Origin of the sequence: Vibrio sp. 397, from assembly GCF_033339395.1 — a bacterium.
In the GTDB taxonomy this organism is placed as follows: Bacteria; Pseudomonadota; Gammaproteobacteria; order Enterobacterales; family Vibrionaceae; genus Vibrio; species Vibrio alginolyticus.
In genome coordinates, this window is record NZ_JAWOUN010000014.1 from 1 (window position 1) to 16,240 (window position 16,240).

Consider the following 16,240-nt stretch of genomic DNA (forward strand, 5'->3'; position numbering starts at 1 on the left):
CAGGGGTGTGGAAAGAGTCAACTGCGGTCCAAAGCTGTTGGACTTGGGTGAAAAGGGCGTTTATTCTTCCTATACGTTGTCGGCAGCGGGCCAAAAAGGAATACGTCCATGCCCATCGAGGTGAAACCGGCTGTGAGCGCGGGTTCAAGCATATAGCCCGACAGGCGCGTATCCTTGCCGATCACGACACGATGGCGGTGGTCACCGCGACGAAAGACACGGCCAGCCGCCATGCCGACGCGCAAGGCGGTTTCCGCCGTCATCGCGCCTTCGTTGGCTTTGCCACGAATACCGTCTGTGCCGAAATATTTGCGCACCATAAGGTCGATTATCCTGTCGTCGGGTCGCCCTCAAAGGGGACATGCCTGCTGAACCGCGAATATAGAGAAATATCCCGAATGTGCAGTTAACGAATTCTTGCGGTTTCTTTCAGCGCCGCCAATACCGCCAGCCCGTCGCGCAAGGGGCGCGGCTCGTGTGTGCGGATGAAGTCAGCTCCACCTGCGGCGGCGGCAAGCTCTGCAGCGAGTGTCGCGGCCCCGACATCCCCCGGACCACGGCCTGTGAGCGCGCGCAGAAAGGATTTGCGCGAAACAGACAGAAGCACCGGCAAATCGAAGCGCAGCCGCAATTCATCGAACCGCGCCAGCACCGAGAGCGAGGTTTCGGGAGCAGCCCCCAGAAAAAACCCCATGCCGGGATCAAGGACAAGGCGGTTGCGTTTGATACCGGCACCCGTCAGCGCCGCGATGCGCGCGTCAAAGAACGCCGCAATGTGATCCATGATGTCGCCAGCGGGTGCCTCGCGCCGATCTGCCTGCCCGTCTTGCACCGAATGCATAACGACGAGTTTGGCAGATGATTTCGCCAATTGCGGATAGAACGCAGCGTCTGGAAAACCGCGAATATCATTGAGATAGGCCACACCACGCGACAAGGCATAGGCTTGCGTCGCGGGTTGATAACTGTCGAGCGAGACGGGAATGCCATCTGCCTTGAGCGCGTCCAGCACCGGCGCGATACGCGCGATTTCTGTGTCGGACGAAACAGGCGCGGCGTCGGGATTGCTGGATGCCGGACCGAGGTCGATCACATCTGCCCCCTCGGCCATCAGCTTACGCGCCTGCGCAATGGCTGCGTCTGGCGCCAGATACCGGCCTCCATCGGAGAAACTGTCCGAGGTTATGTTGACGATGCCGAAAATGATGAGCGATTTATTCATGGGGGCTTCTATAATAATAATAATCGAGCATGAGTCTCATACGGATGCTCGGGTCGAAAGGGAATCCCCAGGCGAGTAACCTGTTTGCGGTGATCCATTAGCTGCAGGAGCAGAATAGCATACATCTGGAAGCAAAGCCAGGAAAGCGGCCTATGGAGCTGTGCGGCAGCGCTCAGTAGGCAATTTTTCAAAATATTGTTAAGCCTTTTCTGAGCATGGTATTTTTCATGGTATTACCAATTAGCAGGAAAATAAGCCATTGAATATAAAAGATAAAAATGTCTTGTTTACAATAGAGTGGGAATAATTTTCCTCTAGACAGTTGAGTTTATAAGAACCAGCCTTCGGGCTGGTTTTTTTGTACTTCAAGTTTGTGAAGAGGTGGCTCAATTTTTTCGTGAGAGATATATACATGCGGTTAAATTAAATATATATTCACTTTAATTGTTTGATTATCATAAATGGTATTGCTATGGAACAGGCTGACGTTACCTCTCTCATTCCCATCCTTATTACTCTTTTCCTCGCGCTGACCACAAGAAATGTCGTTGTTGGTTTATTCGCGGGTGTGGTGAGTGGTGTCGCTATGCTCGAAGGGACATTTGTCGAAAAAGGGCCACTAGACTCGTTTAGTGCATTGATGAAAAGCTATCTACTGCCGCAATTAACTGACAGCTACAATGCGGGCGTCATTTTGCTCTTGGTCTTTATTGGTGGCTTTGTTGCCTTGATGGAGAAATCTGGCGGTGGTGTGGCGTTTGCTAAAAAGGTCACTCAATGGGTGGCGAGTAAGTGCCAAGCTCAACTGTCCGCATGGTTCGGTGGTGTGGTTATTTTCTTCTCTGACCTTGGTACACCGTTGATTGTTGGTCCTGTTTTTCGCCCTTTATTTGATAAGTTAAAAGTATCACGCCAAAAATTAGCTTTTATTATCGACTCTACTTCCTCTCCCGTCGCAATCTTGATCCCTTTTATCGGATGGGGCGTTTACATCATGGGATTGATTCAAAAAGAGTTTACTGCCCTGAATGTCAGTATGAGTGATTGGGATGCTTTCATTGGCGCGATCCCGTATCAGTTTTACGCCTTTCTTGCGATCGCGATTGTGCCGATTGTCTCTTTCTTCAAATTAGATTTCGGACCGATGGCGAAGGCTGAGCAGTTAGCAGAACAGGGCTCCGACTTTGGGAAAGTACAGGAGTCTATGAATGTGTTTATGCATAAAAATGCAAAATCCAGTTTTGTATGGGCGCCTTTGCTCGTTATGCTGGTGGTTCTATGTACCATCCTCGTGCCACACGGTTTTCCATTTCAAAAAGTGGCAGGATCAACGTTTAGGGCTGCACTTTCTTCTGCATATTTCTTCGCGGCCTTCACTTTAATTGCGCTGATGGCGTTTTATGGCGTAAGAAAGCTTTCGGATGGTATTCAGGTTTATCTGAAAGGGATGTCAAACATGATGTCAGTGGCGGTGATTCTGGTATTGGCTTGGACGCTTAGCTCGGTTGGGAAAGAATTAGGTGCAGCTGCATACATCGCTGAACAAGCTCAAGCCGGTTTCCCTTACTGGTTATTGCCAGCAGTCGCCTTTTTGCTTGCTGGTGTTATCTCATTCGCTACGGGATCATCTTGGGGGACGTTTGCCATCATGATGCCATTAGTGATCCCAACTGCCGTCGCGATTGATGCGCCACTGTTGGTTTGTATTGGTGCGGTATTATCTGGTGGCTTGTTTGGTGATCACTGTTCTCCCATCTCTGAAACTACGATTTTGTCGTCGACAGGAGCGGGGTGTGAACAGTATGAGCACTTCCGTACACAATTGCCTTACGCATTACTCAATGGAATGATCGCATTGGGGTGTTTTCTTTTAGCTGGAATCAACGCCTCACCAGTGATTGTGCTTGCCGCAATTATTTCTCAGTGTGTGGTTTATTTTGTGCTGTCTAAACAAAAGTCAACCGCGAAGCTAGAGGTGGTTTCGGCAGAACAATAAAGAGAGAAACATCACAAAGCGGAGGCTCACAGGGTCTCCGCTTTTCTTTTGAGTCAAGGTAACATTTTTCTTGTGACAAAATGTGTGTGAGGACCTATTTATTCATTTTGTCTCGCAGAATCAACGTACTTGGCTCGGTGTTTCGTATATATGATCCACTATATGTCTAGTTATTCCTCGTATATTGTATTGTTGAAATCCGGAGACTAGACATGTTTGCACTCAAACATCTTCCTCTTGCATTGAGTTGTGTCTTAGCAGCACAAGTGAATGCGAGTATGAATATTCAGCCCGATCCGCAAAATCCGAATGGTTATGTTATTGCTCGTGGTGACGTTCAAGCCGTAGAGCAAAGCAAAACTTCTGATCCTATGTATGCCATTTGGTCACAAGCATTAGAGACACGCCCGAACTCAGTGGTTGAAGCGATTGTTCCAGGGGCGACAACCAACCCAGAAAACGTGAAGCGTGTAGAGCGTGTATTCCCCGAAAGTGAGTGGGACTTCCTGACTCAAATGGCGGCACCTGAATACACTTACACGCGTTTCCTACGTGCAATTGGTAAGTTCCCTGCATTCTGTGGAGAGTACACAGACGGTCGTGATTCGGATGCAATTTGTAAAAAATCGATCGTGACAGCGTTTGCTCACTTTGCACAAGAAACCGGTGGCCATATTTCGATTGATAACGTATCGGATAATCCGCTAGGGTTGGAAGAGTGGCAGCAAGCTTTGGTTCATGTGCGAGAAATGGGATGGTCTGAAGGGCAAGAAGGTTACACAACAGGTTGTGGTCAAAATGACTGGCAAAACAAACGCTGGCCATGTGAGTCTGGACAAGGTTACTTTGGACGTGGTGCAAAGCAGCTTTCTTACCATTTTAACTATGGCGCGTTCTCTGAAGTGATGTTTGATGGCGATGCATCTGTATTGCTGAAAAATCCAGGCTTGGTTGCGGATTCGTGGCTGAACTTAGCATCGGCTATCTGGTTCTTCCTAACCCCACAAGCACCGAAACCTGCAATGCTACATGTGATTGACCGTACTTGGGTGCCTTCACAGCGTGAGCTTGATGCTGGCATTGGTTACGGCTTTGGTACCACCATCAACGTGATCAATGGTGGTATTGAGTGTGGAGAGCAAAACAAAGATAAAGGTCAACCTGTTAACCGTATTCGCTATTGGGAAGGACTTGCCGCTCATTATCAAATTCCAATTGAAGCCGATGAGACCAATACCTGTTGGCAGCAGACGCCTTACGGCAGCTTAAATCTGAATGGTGCGACAGACGTGTTGTACACCAACTGGGATGGGAACTGGAAATACTACTCAGATCGTCCGGGAGGCCACTCTTTTGAATGTGAACTTGTTGGTTTCCAAACGGCTTACTCTGCGCTAGTTGCGGGTGACTATGAGAAATGTGTAACTAACTTCTACCAATCTCATGCGGGTTGGCCAGAAGTTCGTGTAGTTGACAAGTTAGACCCAGTGGATCCGGTCGATCCGCCTGTAGGTGGTGTGGCAGCTTGGGATTCTGGCAAAGTATATAACACGGGTGATCAAGTTTCTTACCAAGGTGCTGTTTACGAAGCGAAATGGTGGTCACAAGGTAATGAGCCAACGAAAGGAGACCCGTGGAAGCTGGTTTCAGGCACTCCTACGGAGCCGCCTACAACGGAACCTGAACCACCGGTGACTGAGCCAGAGCCGCCCGTCACAGAACCTGAGCCGCCAGTAACCGAGCCAGAACCACCAGTGACAGGCAATTTTATTCAGTGGGAGCCGGGTGTAACGCAAGTCGCTAACGGCGATAAAGTGACGTACCAAAACAAATGTTTTGTTGCGAAAAATGGCCCAGGAGTGTGGGAAAGCCCAACGCAAAGCAACTGGTTCTGGGACGAGATTTCTTGTCAGTGATCGAGTAAAAAACAACCTAACCATCTATAAAGACTCTGCTTTTTTGCAGGGTCTTTTTTTATATATGTAGTGGTTTATTTATGGAATCTAAGTTTTCAATAACAGCTTTTCTCTTTTGTTCTGGAGCCCATTAAAATTCGCGCGCATTTTTTATCAACATTTTTGAAAAAAGGTATTTGTACATGTCGACAAAACTGGCTAACCCAGCACCGCTAGGTCTAATGGGTTTCGGTATGACCACTATTCTGCTCAATATTCATAATGCAGGATTTTTCCCAATTGACTCTATGATTCTAGCGATGGGCATCTTTTACGGTGGCCTTAGCCAAGTAATCGTTGGCATCATGTGTTTTAAACGCGGTGATACGTTCGGCACAACTGCGTTTACTTCTTACGGTCTATTTTGGCTAACATTGGTTGGTCTAATCGTAATGCCTCACATGGGGCTTCCTGCAAGCCCTGCAAGCTTTATGGGTTGGTACCTAGCGCTTTGGGGCATCTTCACTGGTTTCATGTTCATTGGTTCTCTATGTTACCCAACAGCGAAGCAAGTGGTATTTGGTTCTCTAACTATCCTGTTCTTCTTGCTTGCTGCTCGTGATTTCACTGGTAGCGAAGTGATCGGTGCTATCGCTGGCTTCGAGGGTATCTTCTGTGGCGCAAGTGCAATTTACTTCGCAATGGCACAAGTACTGAACAACGAATTTGGTCGTGAAGTGTTACCTGTAGGTAAAGCAAAAATCGCTCGTAAAGTTGAAGCGGTTATCGCCTAAGCTGCTACTCATAATGAAGAAAGGGGATTAACCATTGGTTAATCCCCCTTTTTTATGTCCTCAATCGGACCACTGCTTTTTCTTATTTATGTGATAACGCTATGTTGATGGTTGCTCAACAGTTTCTGCGCTATTGCTGTCTGCCGTTGGTGCTTTACCCGTTTTACGTCGGTACTTATCTTCCCAGTAATCTGCGCCTTTAATGCCCAGTGCAACAGGGTTAAATGTAAAATCGGTCACACCACGTTTTTGTTGCTCTTCGTAGTCGTTCAGTGCTTTGAGTGCAGGCTTCGACATAAAGAAGATGATCAAAATACCGATGATGTTTAGCCACGCCATCAGTCCTACGCCTACATCACCCATCGCCCATGCTAAGTTGGCGGTTTTCACGGTTCCGTAGAACACGGATGAAATAATGATGACTTTCAGAATAAACATCAGTCCATTTACTTTGAACGTACGACGAATGTAAGCAATGTTCGTTTCTGCAATGTAGTAGTAAGCCAGAATGGTCGTAAACGCGAAGAAGAATAGAGCGATTGCGATGAATGGTTTACCCACGCCAGGTAGTGCGCTTTCGATCGCCATCTGTGTAAACACAGGACCATTTGCACCAATATCCGCTGGTAGGTTTTGAACCAGGAATGTACCTTCAATCGCACCATTTACGTTGTACGCGCCAGTGATAAGAATCATGAACGCGGTTGCTGAACACACAAGTAGTGTATCGATGTAAATAGAGAAAGATTGAACAAGACCTTGCTGAGCTGGGTGATCAACACTCGCTGCTGCTGCTGCGTGAGGACCAGTACCTTGACCTGCTTCGTTGGAGTAGACACCACGTTTTACACCCCAGCCGATTGCCGCACCAACGCCTGCCATTGGTGTGAACGCGTCACCAATGATCATGCCGAAAATGCGTGGAACCTCACCAATGTTTAGAAGGATGATGACAAACGCAGTAATGATGTAAGCTAACGCCATAAATGGCACAACGACTTGGGTAAAGTTCGCGATACGCTTTACGCCACCAAAAATGATGAAAGCCAAAATGACACAAACAACCGTACCAGTGAAAATTTTAGCAAAACTGAAGGTACCAATAGCGGTTTCAATCATGTCACCTGAGCCAAATGCGGCTTCTACTGCGTTACCGATACTGTTCGATTGAACGCCAGGAAGTAGAACACCACAAGCAAAGATGGTCGCGATAGCAAAGATCCAAGCGTACCATTTTTGTCCCATTGCTTTCTCAATATAGTAAGCAGGGCCACCACGGAACTCGCCTTCGTCTTCTTCTTTATAAATTTGTGCAAGTGTTGATTCTGCGTATGCGGTTGCAGCGCCAAAGAAGGCTACGACCCACATCCAGAATACGGCGCCTGGGCCACCGAAACCGATAGCAGCAGCAACACCAGCAATGTTACCTGTACCTACACGGCCAGACAGTGAAACGGCAAGTGCCTGAAATGATGATATCCCTTTTGTTGAACTCTTCCCTGAAAGTAATAAGCGCCACATCTCAAAGAAGTGACGAATTTGTACAAAACGCGTCATGATTGAATAGAACAAACCTGCGCCAAGGCACAAATAGATCAGTACCGGGCTCCAAATAATTCCATTCAGAAAATCAACTAATGACTGCATGAGTATTTTCCCTGTTAGTTGTGTTTGTGGTTGTTTTTCACACAATACATTACCCTTTATGTAATGCAATTGTTAACTTTTTTAGCTACAAATCCTTTGTAGCGTGATGATGAACACAGAATGGAGAGTAGTTGTTAAAATTTGGTTCTTGTTGCTTATTTGCTCCTTTTAGGTAGAAGATTTGCCTGATGATTAATTATGCAGCACATTGTCATTTAAATGTGCTGCGATTTTGATGAGTTAAAAATGCCAGTGGTTATGCATTTTGTGGAGTAAGTGTCTGCCTGTTTTTTGTTCAGTCATGTCCTCAGGCGTAACGACAAAGGTTAAGCTCCGCATTATCCATCACTTTTGTTTTTTCACCTTTCATTACGCTTGCTAGCAATTGACCTGAACCACAAGCCATCGTCCAACCCAGAGTTCCGTGTCCGGTGTTAGTAAAAAGGTTATCGTATTTAGTCGCGCCGATAATTGGTGTGCCATCAGGCGTCATTGGCCTAAAGCCGCTCCAAAACTCAGCTTGGCTGAAGTCACCACAACGAGGAAAAAGATCACGGATAACCATTTCGATAGTGTTTTTGCGCTTTTGTGGAAGGGAAGTATCAAACCCTGCTAATTCTGCGGTGCCAGCTACGCGAATTCTGTCATCAAATCGAGTCATAGCGACTTTATAGGTTTCATCCATCACAGTAGATCGAGGAGAGAAGTGTTCATCTTCCATCGGGATGGTGAGTGAATAGCCTTTGACAGGGTAGACCGGAATATCAATATCGAGTTGCTTGAGTAGCGCTGTAGAGTAGCTGCCAGAGGCCACTACATATTGGTCTGCTTTAAATTGTCCTCGGTTCGTTTGGACACCTATGATCTTTTTGCCTACTGTAACCCAATTGCTTACTTCAGTATCGAACTCAAATCGGACACCGTGTGCCTTAGCAAGCTCCGTTAGTTGTTGGCAAAATTGATGGCAATCGCCCGTTTCGTCATCAGGTAGATGCAAGCCACCAACCAGTTTGTCTTTCACAAGTGCAAGCCCTGGCTCTTGTTCAATACATTGTTCGACGTCCATTAGCTTAAATCGGGTTCCGCTTTGTTCAAGGAGCTGCATGTCCTTTTCAATAGCTTGCAGCTGTTGATGTGTTCGGAATACTTGCAAGGTCCCAAACTGACGTCCTTGATACTCAATGGCGTGTTCTTGGCGTAACTGTTCTAAGCAAATACGGCTGTGGTTAGCGATCGAAAGCATGCGAGCCTTGTTAACTTGATAGCGAGGTAGGGTGCAGTTCGCGACCATTTTACTCGCCCAGCGGATCATGTCGGCATTCAGAGTGGGTTTGATTTTAAGTGGAGCATGCTCTTCCATTAACCACTTAATGGCTTTAACAGGAACACCAGGCGCAGCCCAAGGCGAAGAATAGCCATACGAGATCTGCCCGGCATTGGCGAAGCTCGTTTCCATGGCACTGCTTGGTTGGCGGTCAATGACGGTAACTTGATAGCCTGCTTGAGATAAATACCAAGCAGAGGTTAAGCCGATAACGCCGCTGCCTAATACGATGACTTCCATTGATGCACTCCACACATTTATCAGAGTGCTCAGTTTCTTTTCTTTACCTTTTATTAACAATCGATATAAATTACACACAGTGTTTAGAAAAACTATAGGCTCAAGGATGAAAAGTAATCTGATAAGTGGTTTGTGCCTATTTAGCCAAGTCGCGGAGTACAGTAGCTTTACTGGTGCCGCAAGACATTTACACCTCACCACTGGTGCCATAAGCCAACAAATTATTCATTTGGAAGCGTTATTAGGTTTTACTTTATTTGAACGCCACTCTCGCGGTATTCGTTTAACCGTAAAAGGCACTCAGTTACACCAAGCGACGCAGTTTCACTTTTCGGAACTGAGCAAATTGCTTGATGAGCTCAAAGTAGAAAAGCAAACCAATGAAATTCGTTTGAAGTTGACGCCTTCTTTTGCTTTCAAATGGTTAGTCCCAAAGCTCGAAAGCTTCCATCATGATAATCCGGATATCCAAGTACAAATCTTTGCGGAAGGTGCGCTGGTAAATAGTGAGATAAAAGACTATGACGTCGCAATTGACTATGGTCTTCATCCTTATAGAAATGCTAACGCGGAGCTGATTTTGGATGAGCATCTGCTACCGGTGATGAGTCCAAAATACCTTGAGGATCATGGCTGGCTAAAAACGTTGTTTGGTGAGCAAAAAAACTCAATGCCAGTGAAGCAATGGCAAGAGGCGACGCTACTACACGATGCGATGCCATGGGAAAAAGCGACGCGTGACTATGAGTGGCTATATTGGGCGTCAGCGATGGGGTTGGATTTTAAAACCGATGTCGGACACTTTTTTAATCGAACGGATATGGCGATGTCTGCAGCCGAAGCTGGCGTTGGGATTGCGATGGCTCGAATGGCATTGATTGAGGATGAATTGACGACAGAGCGTTTGGTTTCTCCATTCAAACCGATTCCTGCCAATGCAGGGTATTACTTGATCATGAACACACGTACGAATGCGACAGAAACGTTTCGTCACTGGTTACTTGGACAGTTGAATTAGCGTTTTATCTCTGTGATTCATCCCTACGTTATTTGTTGAAAAATTGGGCAATATAAGTTTTAAGCAAGGTAAGTGCTTTGCTTGCCGCTATTTGAGTGATGAAAGACAGGGAAGAACATGAAAGACGAAACGCTATCCATCCATTTTGGTTACGAAACTGACCCGACCACCAAATCTGTCGCGACACCGATTTATCAAACGGTCGCGTACGAGTTTGATAACGCGCAGCATGGTGCTGATCTGTTTAACTTGGAAGTGCCGGGGAATATCTACACTCGCATCATGAATCCGACTAATGACGTGCTGGAAAAACGCATGGCAGCGTTAGAAGGCGGCATTGCCGGGTTGGTCGTGAGTGCGGGGAGTGCAGCGATTAACTATGCGATTCTGACGTTAGCGCAAGCGGGCGATAACATCGTTTCTACGCCGCAACTTTATGGCGGTACTTACACCTTGTTTGCGCACATGCTGCCAAATCAAGGTATTCAAGTGAAGTTTGCCAAAGATGACAAGCCAGAAAGTTTGGCCGAGTTAATTGATGAAAATACCAAAGCGGTGTACTGCGAGAGCATTGGGAACCCTGCGGGTAATATCATCGATTTAGAACGTGTGGCGGAGCTTGCTCATGCACAAGGCGTACCTGTGATTGTGGATAACACTGTTGCGACGCCAGTGCTTTGCAAACCCATCGAATTTGGTGCGGATATCGTAGTTCACTCTCTCACTAAATACGTTGGTGGGCATGGCACCACATTGGGTGGCGTGATTGTGGATTCCGGTAAATTCCCTTGGGCACAGCACAAAGACCGCTTTCCTGTTTTCAACCAACCAGAACCTTCTTACCACGGCGTGGTGTATACCGAAGCGTTTGGTGAGGCGGCATTTATCGGGCGTGCGCGTACCGTACCACTGCGTAATACCGGAGCAGCATTATCACCGATGAATGCATTTATGCTTATGCAAGGGTTAGAAACGTTACCGCTGCGTATGGAGCGCCATACCGAGAACACACTCAAAGTGGCTGAATTCTTGGAACAGAATGACAAAGTCAGTTGGGTAAGTTATGCCGGATTGCCAAGTTCTGAACACTTCCATCTCGCCGAAAAATACATGAAAGGTAAGCCTTCTGCGATTTTGTCGTTTGGTTTAAAAGATGGTTATGACGCTGGTGTGCGTTTTTATGATGCTTTGAAAATCTTTAAGCGTTTGGTGAACATTGGCGATGCAAAATCATTGGCTTGCCATCCTGCATCGACGACTCATCGTCAATTGAGCGAAGCAGAACAAAAACAAGCTGGTGTGTCTCCAGAGATGATTCGTTTATCGGTGGGTATTGAACATATTGACGATATTCTAGCCGATTTAGAACAGGCACTAAACTCGTAAAACGATTCTGTTTTTAGCTTTGGGTTACCCATAGGCCAGCCTTTAAAAAAGCTGGCCTATTTTTATTTTATTGTTTAAATATCAAGGGTTTTGGTGTTTTTGGTTTGTGGCATTCCAAAAGCTCATAGAGGGTGAGATTTATTCTCTTGTCACGTTTGGGTTTGTTCCTGATGATGTGTGCAAGTATTACACATTGGAAGGGACTCAAATGTCTTACGTATTTCACCGTCATTGCCATGCCACGCTACCAATCATCGATAGAGGTGAAGGTGTTTATCTATTCGATAAGCATGGAAAGCAGTATCTCGATGCTTGTGGTGGTGCTGCGGTATCAAACCTTGGCCACAGTCATCACGCCGTTAAAAAAGCCATGTTGGAACAGATCGAGCGAGTGCCATTTGCTCATACTGGATTTTTTACTAGTGACAACAGTGAGCGCCTAGCAGAATTGATTTGTCAGTACATGCCTGAACAGTTCAACCATGTGTATTTAGTCAGTGGAGGATCAGAAGCGGTGGAGTCGGCACTAAAAATGGCGCGGCAGTATTTCGTGGAATCAGGTAAGCCAGAGAAAAAGCAATTCATCGCGCGTCAGCAAAGTTATCACGGTAATACCTTGGGGGCTTTGGCTGTCGGAGGTAATGAATGGCGACGTGAACCGTTCAAACCCATCTTACACCCGAGCCATCATATCGCCCCTTGCTATGCTTATCGTTATCAGCAGAGTCATGAGTCGGAATTGGATTACTCATTGCGAGCGGCGAATGAGCTAGAGGCAAAAATTCTTGAGTTGGGGGCTGATAATGTCATGGCTTTTGTCGCCGAGCCCATTGTGGGAGCCACCGCTGGAGCTGTGCCTGCCACACAAGGTTATTTCAAGCGTATTCGCGAAATATGCGACCAATACGATGTGTTATTGATCTTGGATGAAGTCATGTGTGGCGTTGGACGCAGTGGTAGTTTTTTTGCGTTTGAGCAAGAAGAGGCAGACCCCGATCTGGTGTGTATGGCTAAAGGGCTTGGTGCGGGTTATCAACCTATTGGCGCGGTGGTTGCGAATGATCGAGTCTACCAAGCTATTGCCGGTGGAAGCGGTTTTTTCCAACATGGCCATACCTTTATGGCGCACCCTGTGGCGTGCGCTGCTGCCGTGGCAACCATTCAAACCATCTTCCAAGATGATTTATTAACGGCGGTGAATCAGCAAAGTGCTTTGCTGCGTAATGAGCTTACTTCTGAATTGGCCCATTTACCGTACATTGGCGACATTCGTGGTAAAGGCTTATTTTTTGGCATTGAGCTGGTGGCGGATAAAGAAAGCAAGGCGCCTCTGAGTAAAGCCACATTGGCAGACAAACGCATCAAACAGCAAGCAATGGAAAATGGCTTAATGTGCTACCCAATGGGAGGAACGATTGATGGCGTTAATGGGCACCATATCTTGCTTGCACCGCCATTCATTATTCAGCCTCACCATATTGATGAGCTAGTTGGCAAACTCTCATTAACGCTAAAAGAGGTAGCGAAGGAATGGAATTAGAAAATCGATGTATACGAGAGCCTATCGCTATTATCGTGGCCCCAAACGGTGCAAGAAAAACTAAGCACGATCACGCCAGCTTACCCATGACAAAAGACGAACTGGTTGCAGAGGCTATCGCTTGTCAAACGGCAGGGGCTGCCATGATCCATTTACATGCTAGAGACGCCAACGGACGTCATTCATTAGACATCGACGACAACATGGCAATTTACTATGCCGTGAAAGAAGCGGTGGGACAAAACATGATGGTACAGCTCACCACAGAGGCGGTGGGCTTGTATTCTCCGCCACAACAGATGGCGTTAGTTAAAGCTGTGAAACCAGAAGCGGCTTCTTTCGCATTGAGGGAGTTCATCCCTGATCGAGCAAGTGAGAAAGAAGGGCATGCCTTTTTCCATTGGGTGGCAGAAAACAACATCGTGAGCCAAATTATTCTCTACGATGCAACCGACATTGAACGTTATTTCCAACTGCGTGATGCGGGCGTGTTACCTAAAACGTATCAGCATGCATTAGTGGTGTTAGGGCGTTATCACCAAGCTCAACAGTCTTCGCCATGGGATTTACGAGGTTTGAATTTGGCGCATTTTGTCGAGGAAGAAATTCGATGTGCCATTTGTGCTTTTGGCGCGCGAGAGCAAGACTGTTTAGCGAGTGCGATGTTACTTGGATTCGATGTGAGAGTGGGGTTTGAGAATAACCACGTCGATGTGGCAGGCGAATTAGCAATCAGTAACGCGGCTCAGGTGGAAGCTCTACGCGATGTGGCGCATCGCTTTGCGATTCCTTTACACAGTGCGCAAAGTTTGCGTTCAGCTTTGAAGTAAATCTGCTCGCGGAAAAGAAAAAAAGAAGAAAGGAAAGTAAAAAGGCTCCATCGGAGCCTTTTCGGTATTTGTCGTTAGTTCTCAGTTTGCGCTACAGGTTGACGAGCGGGATGTTTGATAAACACCGCGACAACAGCCGCTATCGCTAATGCAAAACAGTAGTAAGAATTGGCAACTACTTCAAGTGGCGATAGGTTGAATACGGAACCTAGCAGCAGTACTTGAGCACCGTAAGGCAACACGCCTTGCACCACGCATGAGAAAATGTCTAACAAGCTTGCTGAGCGGCGAGGAGAGACATTATTCTCTTCCGCCAGTTGGCGAGCAACGCTGCCCGATACAATGATGGCTACGGTGTTGTTTGCCGTACAGCCATTGACCATTGATACCAAACCTGCAATACCTAGCTCGCTTGCACGACTGTTCGCATGTTTAGAGTGACTAGAGCCAAACGCGTGGATAAGGCTACTAACGAAATTTGTTAGAAAAGCAAGACCACCTTGGCGACGCATCAGTTCACTCAAACCACCAATCAGCATGGATAACAAGAAGATCTCTTGCATGTTACCAAAGCCTTTGTATACGTCTTGGGCTAGATTAGTTAGTCCGTAATTGTCAATCGATGCCAAGCTCACGCCGCCAGCCAAAAGAATGCCAATCGACAGAACCACAAACACATTCACACCAGATACCGCTAGGATCAAAATAGTGATGTACGGCAAGACTTTTAGCCACTCAATATCGCCAGTTTCAGGCACTTGAGTCGCGGTACTGTTGAAAGCGAACACTGCAATCGCGATCAACGCCGCAGGTAAAGCAATACGAATGTTCTCTTTAAACTTGTCTTTCATCTCACAACCTTGAGAGCGTGTCGCCGCGATGGTGGTGTCAGAGATGATAGAAAGGTTATCACCAAACATAGCGCCGCTCAGCACAACGCCTGCGGTTAACGGTAAGCTCATTCCTGCTGATTCAGCAATCCCCAACGCTACGGGGGCAACGGCTGCGATGGTACCCATCGAAGTCCCCATTGCTGTTGCGATAAAAGCAGAAATCAGAAAAATGCCCGGTAAAATCATGCTGGTTGGAATAGCGGATAAACCAAGGTTCACTGTTGCATCAACACCACCAGAGGCTTTTGCTACCGCAGCAAAGGCACCTGCAAGCAGATAGATCATACACATTGCGATGATGTCTGGGTGGCCAACACCACGCATGAAGTGTTCGATTGAGCGGTTAAGTTTCTCTTTACTTAAAAGAAACGCAATGATGATGGCTGGTAATACCGCGATGGGTGCAGGCAGCTGGTAGAAGGCAAATTCCACGCCTTGCAAAGATAAGTAAGTGCCTACGCCAATAAATAGCGCAAGGAATACAATTAATGGGATCAGTGCGACCGCAGACGGTGCAACTGTTTTAGTAGTTTGTTGGGAACCGGACATGTAAACGACAATGTTAATGATAAGAGAGAAGAGCAGACTAATATCACATTTCTACATTGTCAACGTCTAGACGTCTAAATGGCTGTTTAAATTTTACACGTAAAGAAAAAGATAAAAGCTCGTGTTGCGTATCTCACTGATACCACGAGCTTTAGTTATGCGCTAATGAAGAGACTGTCGTTATTGCATTGATTTGGCTTTTTTGCGTTTAACAATACCTAAAACCATCCACGTAAATAAGACAGCAGCAAATGCCCATACCAGATATTTGTATTCGGTGTACAGGTTGCTCAACACGCTTAAATGTTCAAATGCAAAGTGAGTTAACAAGCTGAATACCAATACCCAAACCGTCGCCGCGAGGGCGTTACCGAGCAAAAACTCTCTACGTGGCATTTTCGCGATACCGCATGCAAGAGGCATAAATTGCTTCATTCCTTCAATAAAGCGGCTGACGACCAAGCACGTAGGGCCGTATTTCTGGATAGTCAATTGAAGCGTTTGCATCTTCGGGCCGGAAATGTAGCCTTTTTTATCCAACCAGCCTTCAAAGTAATAGCCGATTAGGTAACCACAGGTATTACCCAAAAAGCAGCTCAGCCACGATACCATCATTACCATACTTAGGTTCATGACTTGTTCTGACGAGAGCAAAGATGCCGCGATCATCAGTGATTGACCAGGCATCGGGATACCTATCCCTTCTAGAAATATACTGACAATCAGCGCAACGTAGCCGTATTGCTCAAGCAAAGGCTTCATTGACACGAGAAGTTCGTTAATATGTTCCAAAAGCTTTCCCCTAATAAAAGCGGAACGAAGTTGGAGTGATACTCCGAATGTCCTATTGGGTCAATTCTTGTTTCTCACCGTTGAGAAAAACTGACATGCCTCTGATAATTGCGC

General features: G+C 46.6%; 13 protein-coding genes. 7 read left to right on the forward strand and 6 right to left on the reverse strand.

What is annotated here, in order from left to right:
• Positions 1–17 precede the first annotated feature (17 nt).
• Positions 18–320: a phosphoglucosamine mutase gene (locus R7P36_RS19170; RefSeq protein ID WP_000251875.1), complete on the reverse strand. Its 303-nt coding sequence runs from the start codon at positions 318–320 to the stop codon at positions 18–20.
• An 86-nt stretch (positions 321–406) separates the two neighbouring features.
• On the reverse strand, positions 407–1,222 hold the full coding sequence (gene sul2, locus R7P36_RS19175; RefSeq protein WP_001043260.1) for a sulfonamide-resistant dihydropteroate synthase Sul2: 816 nt from the start codon (positions 1,220–1,222) through the stop codon (positions 407–409).
• A gap of 472 nt (positions 1,223–1,694) precedes the next feature.
• Here sul2 and R7P36_RS19180 point away from each other — a divergent pair, with 472 nt between their 5' ends.
• The 3 genes from R7P36_RS19180 to R7P36_RS19190 all read left to right on the forward strand — a co-directional run bounded on the left by R7P36_RS19180 (position 1,695) and on the right by R7P36_RS19190 (position 5,907).
• Positions 1,695–3,218, forward strand: a complete 1,524-nt coding sequence (locus R7P36_RS19180) for a Na+/H+ antiporter NhaC family protein (protein WP_017635710.1) — start codon at positions 1,695–1,697, stop codon at positions 3,216–3,218.
• Between the two features lie 212 nt (positions 3,219–3,430).
• Positions 3,431–5,134: a chitinase gene (locus tag R7P36_RS19185; protein ID WP_042521182.1), complete on the forward strand. Its 1,704-nt coding sequence runs from the start codon at positions 3,431–3,433 to the stop codon at positions 5,132–5,134.
• A gap of 182 nt (positions 5,135–5,316) precedes the next feature.
• Complete coding sequence (locus tag R7P36_RS19190) at positions 5,317–5,907, forward strand: acetate uptake transporter (RefSeq protein ID WP_005381682.1); 591 nt, start codon at positions 5,317–5,319, stop codon at positions 5,905–5,907.
• Positions 5,908–6,006: 99 nt separating this feature from the next.
• Here the strand turns inward: R7P36_RS19190 and R7P36_RS19195 are convergent, their stop codons facing one another.
• Positions 6,007–7,554: an alanine/glycine:cation symporter family protein gene (locus R7P36_RS19195; protein WP_005381681.1), complete on the reverse strand. Its 1,548-nt coding sequence runs from the start codon at positions 7,552–7,554 to the stop codon at positions 6,007–6,009.
• Positions 7,555–7,861: 307 nt separating this feature from the next.
• On the reverse strand, positions 7,862–9,118 hold the full coding sequence (locus R7P36_RS19200; RefSeq protein ID WP_042521183.1) for a D-amino acid dehydrogenase: 1,257 nt from the start codon (positions 9,116–9,118) through the stop codon (positions 7,862–7,864).
• Between the two features lie 106 nt (positions 9,119–9,224).
• Between R7P36_RS19200 and R7P36_RS19205 the strand changes: the two genes are divergently transcribed.
• The 4 genes from R7P36_RS19205 (at position 9,225) to R7P36_RS19220 (ending at position 13,892) form a co-directional block, all read left to right on the forward strand.
• A complete protein-coding gene (locus R7P36_RS19205) occupies positions 9,225–10,136 on the forward strand; it encodes a LysR substrate-binding domain-containing protein (protein ID WP_042521185.1) in 912 nt (303 codons plus the stop codon).
• Between the two features lie 117 nt (positions 10,137–10,253).
• Positions 10,254–11,522: an O-acetylhomoserine aminocarboxypropyltransferase/cysteine synthase family protein gene (locus R7P36_RS19210; RefSeq protein WP_205460833.1), complete on the forward strand. Its 1,269-nt coding sequence runs from the start codon at positions 10,254–10,256 to the stop codon at positions 11,520–11,522.
• Positions 11,523–11,730: 208 nt separating this feature from the next.
• Positions 11,731–13,062: an aspartate aminotransferase family protein gene (locus tag R7P36_RS19215; RefSeq protein ID WP_213899786.1), complete on the forward strand. Its 1,332-nt coding sequence runs from the start codon at positions 11,731–11,733 to the stop codon at positions 13,060–13,062.
• Positions 13,053–13,892, forward strand: a complete 840-nt coding sequence (locus R7P36_RS19220) for a 3-keto-5-aminohexanoate cleavage protein (protein ID WP_151514548.1) — start codon at positions 13,053–13,055, stop codon at positions 13,890–13,892. The genes R7P36_RS19215 and R7P36_RS19220 overlap by 10 nt, the downstream gene beginning before the upstream one ends.
• A 74-nt stretch (positions 13,893–13,966) precedes the next feature.
• On the opposite strand, the gene R7P36_RS19225 is transcribed toward R7P36_RS19220, so the two are convergent.
• Both R7P36_RS19225 and R7P36_RS19230 read right to left on the reverse strand, forming a co-directional pair.
• Positions 13,967–15,334: a Na+/H+ antiporter NhaC family protein gene (locus tag R7P36_RS19225; RefSeq protein ID WP_017635705.1), complete on the reverse strand. Its 1,368-nt coding sequence runs from the start codon at positions 15,332–15,334 to the stop codon at positions 13,967–13,969.
• A gap of 180 nt (positions 15,335–15,514) precedes the next feature.
• Positions 15,515–16,102: a DedA family protein gene (locus R7P36_RS19230; RefSeq protein ID WP_005381671.1), complete on the reverse strand. Its 588-nt coding sequence runs from the start codon at positions 16,100–16,102 to the stop codon at positions 15,515–15,517.
• Between the last annotated feature and the right edge of the window lie 138 nt (positions 16,103–16,240).

Coding starts and splice junctions, on each gene's coding strand:
- R7P36_RS19170 (WP_000251875.1), bottom strand. CDS start 320: ATGGTGCGCAAATATTTCGGCACAGACGGTATTCGTGGCAAAGCCAAC.
- sul2 (WP_001043260.1), bottom strand. CDS start 1,222: ATGAATAAATCGCTCATCATTTTCGGCATCGTCAACATAACCTCGGAC.
- R7P36_RS19180 (WP_017635710.1), top strand. CDS start 1,695: ATGGAACAGGCTGACGTTACCTCTCTCATTCCCATCCTTATTACTCTT.
- R7P36_RS19185 (WP_042521182.1), top strand. CDS start 3,431: ATGTTTGCACTCAAACATCTTCCTCTTGCATTGAGTTGTGTCTTAGCA.
- R7P36_RS19190 (WP_005381682.1), top strand. CDS start 5,317: ATGTCGACAAAACTGGCTAACCCAGCACCGCTAGGTCTAATGGGTTTC.
- R7P36_RS19195 (WP_005381681.1), bottom strand. CDS start 7,554: ATGCAGTCATTAGTTGATTTTCTGAATGGAATTATTTGGAGCCCGGTA.
- R7P36_RS19200 (WP_042521183.1), bottom strand. CDS start 9,118: ATGGAAGTCATCGTATTAGGCAGCGGCGTTATCGGCTTAACCTCTGCT.
- R7P36_RS19205 (WP_042521185.1), top strand. CDS start 9,225: ATGAAAAGTAATCTGATAAGTGGTTTGTGCCTATTTAGCCAAGTCGCG.
- R7P36_RS19210 (WP_205460833.1), top strand. CDS start 10,254: ATGAAAGACGAAACGCTATCCATCCATTTTGGTTACGAAACTGACCCG.
- R7P36_RS19215 (WP_213899786.1), top strand. CDS start 11,731: ATGTCTTACGTATTTCACCGTCATTGCCATGCCACGCTACCAATCATC.
- R7P36_RS19220 (WP_151514548.1), top strand. CDS start 13,053: ATGGAATTAGAAAATCGATGTATACGAGAGCCTATCGCTATTATCGTG.
- R7P36_RS19225 (WP_017635705.1), bottom strand. CDS start 15,334: ATGTCCGGTTCCCAACAAACTACTAAAACAGTTGCACCGTCTGCGGTC.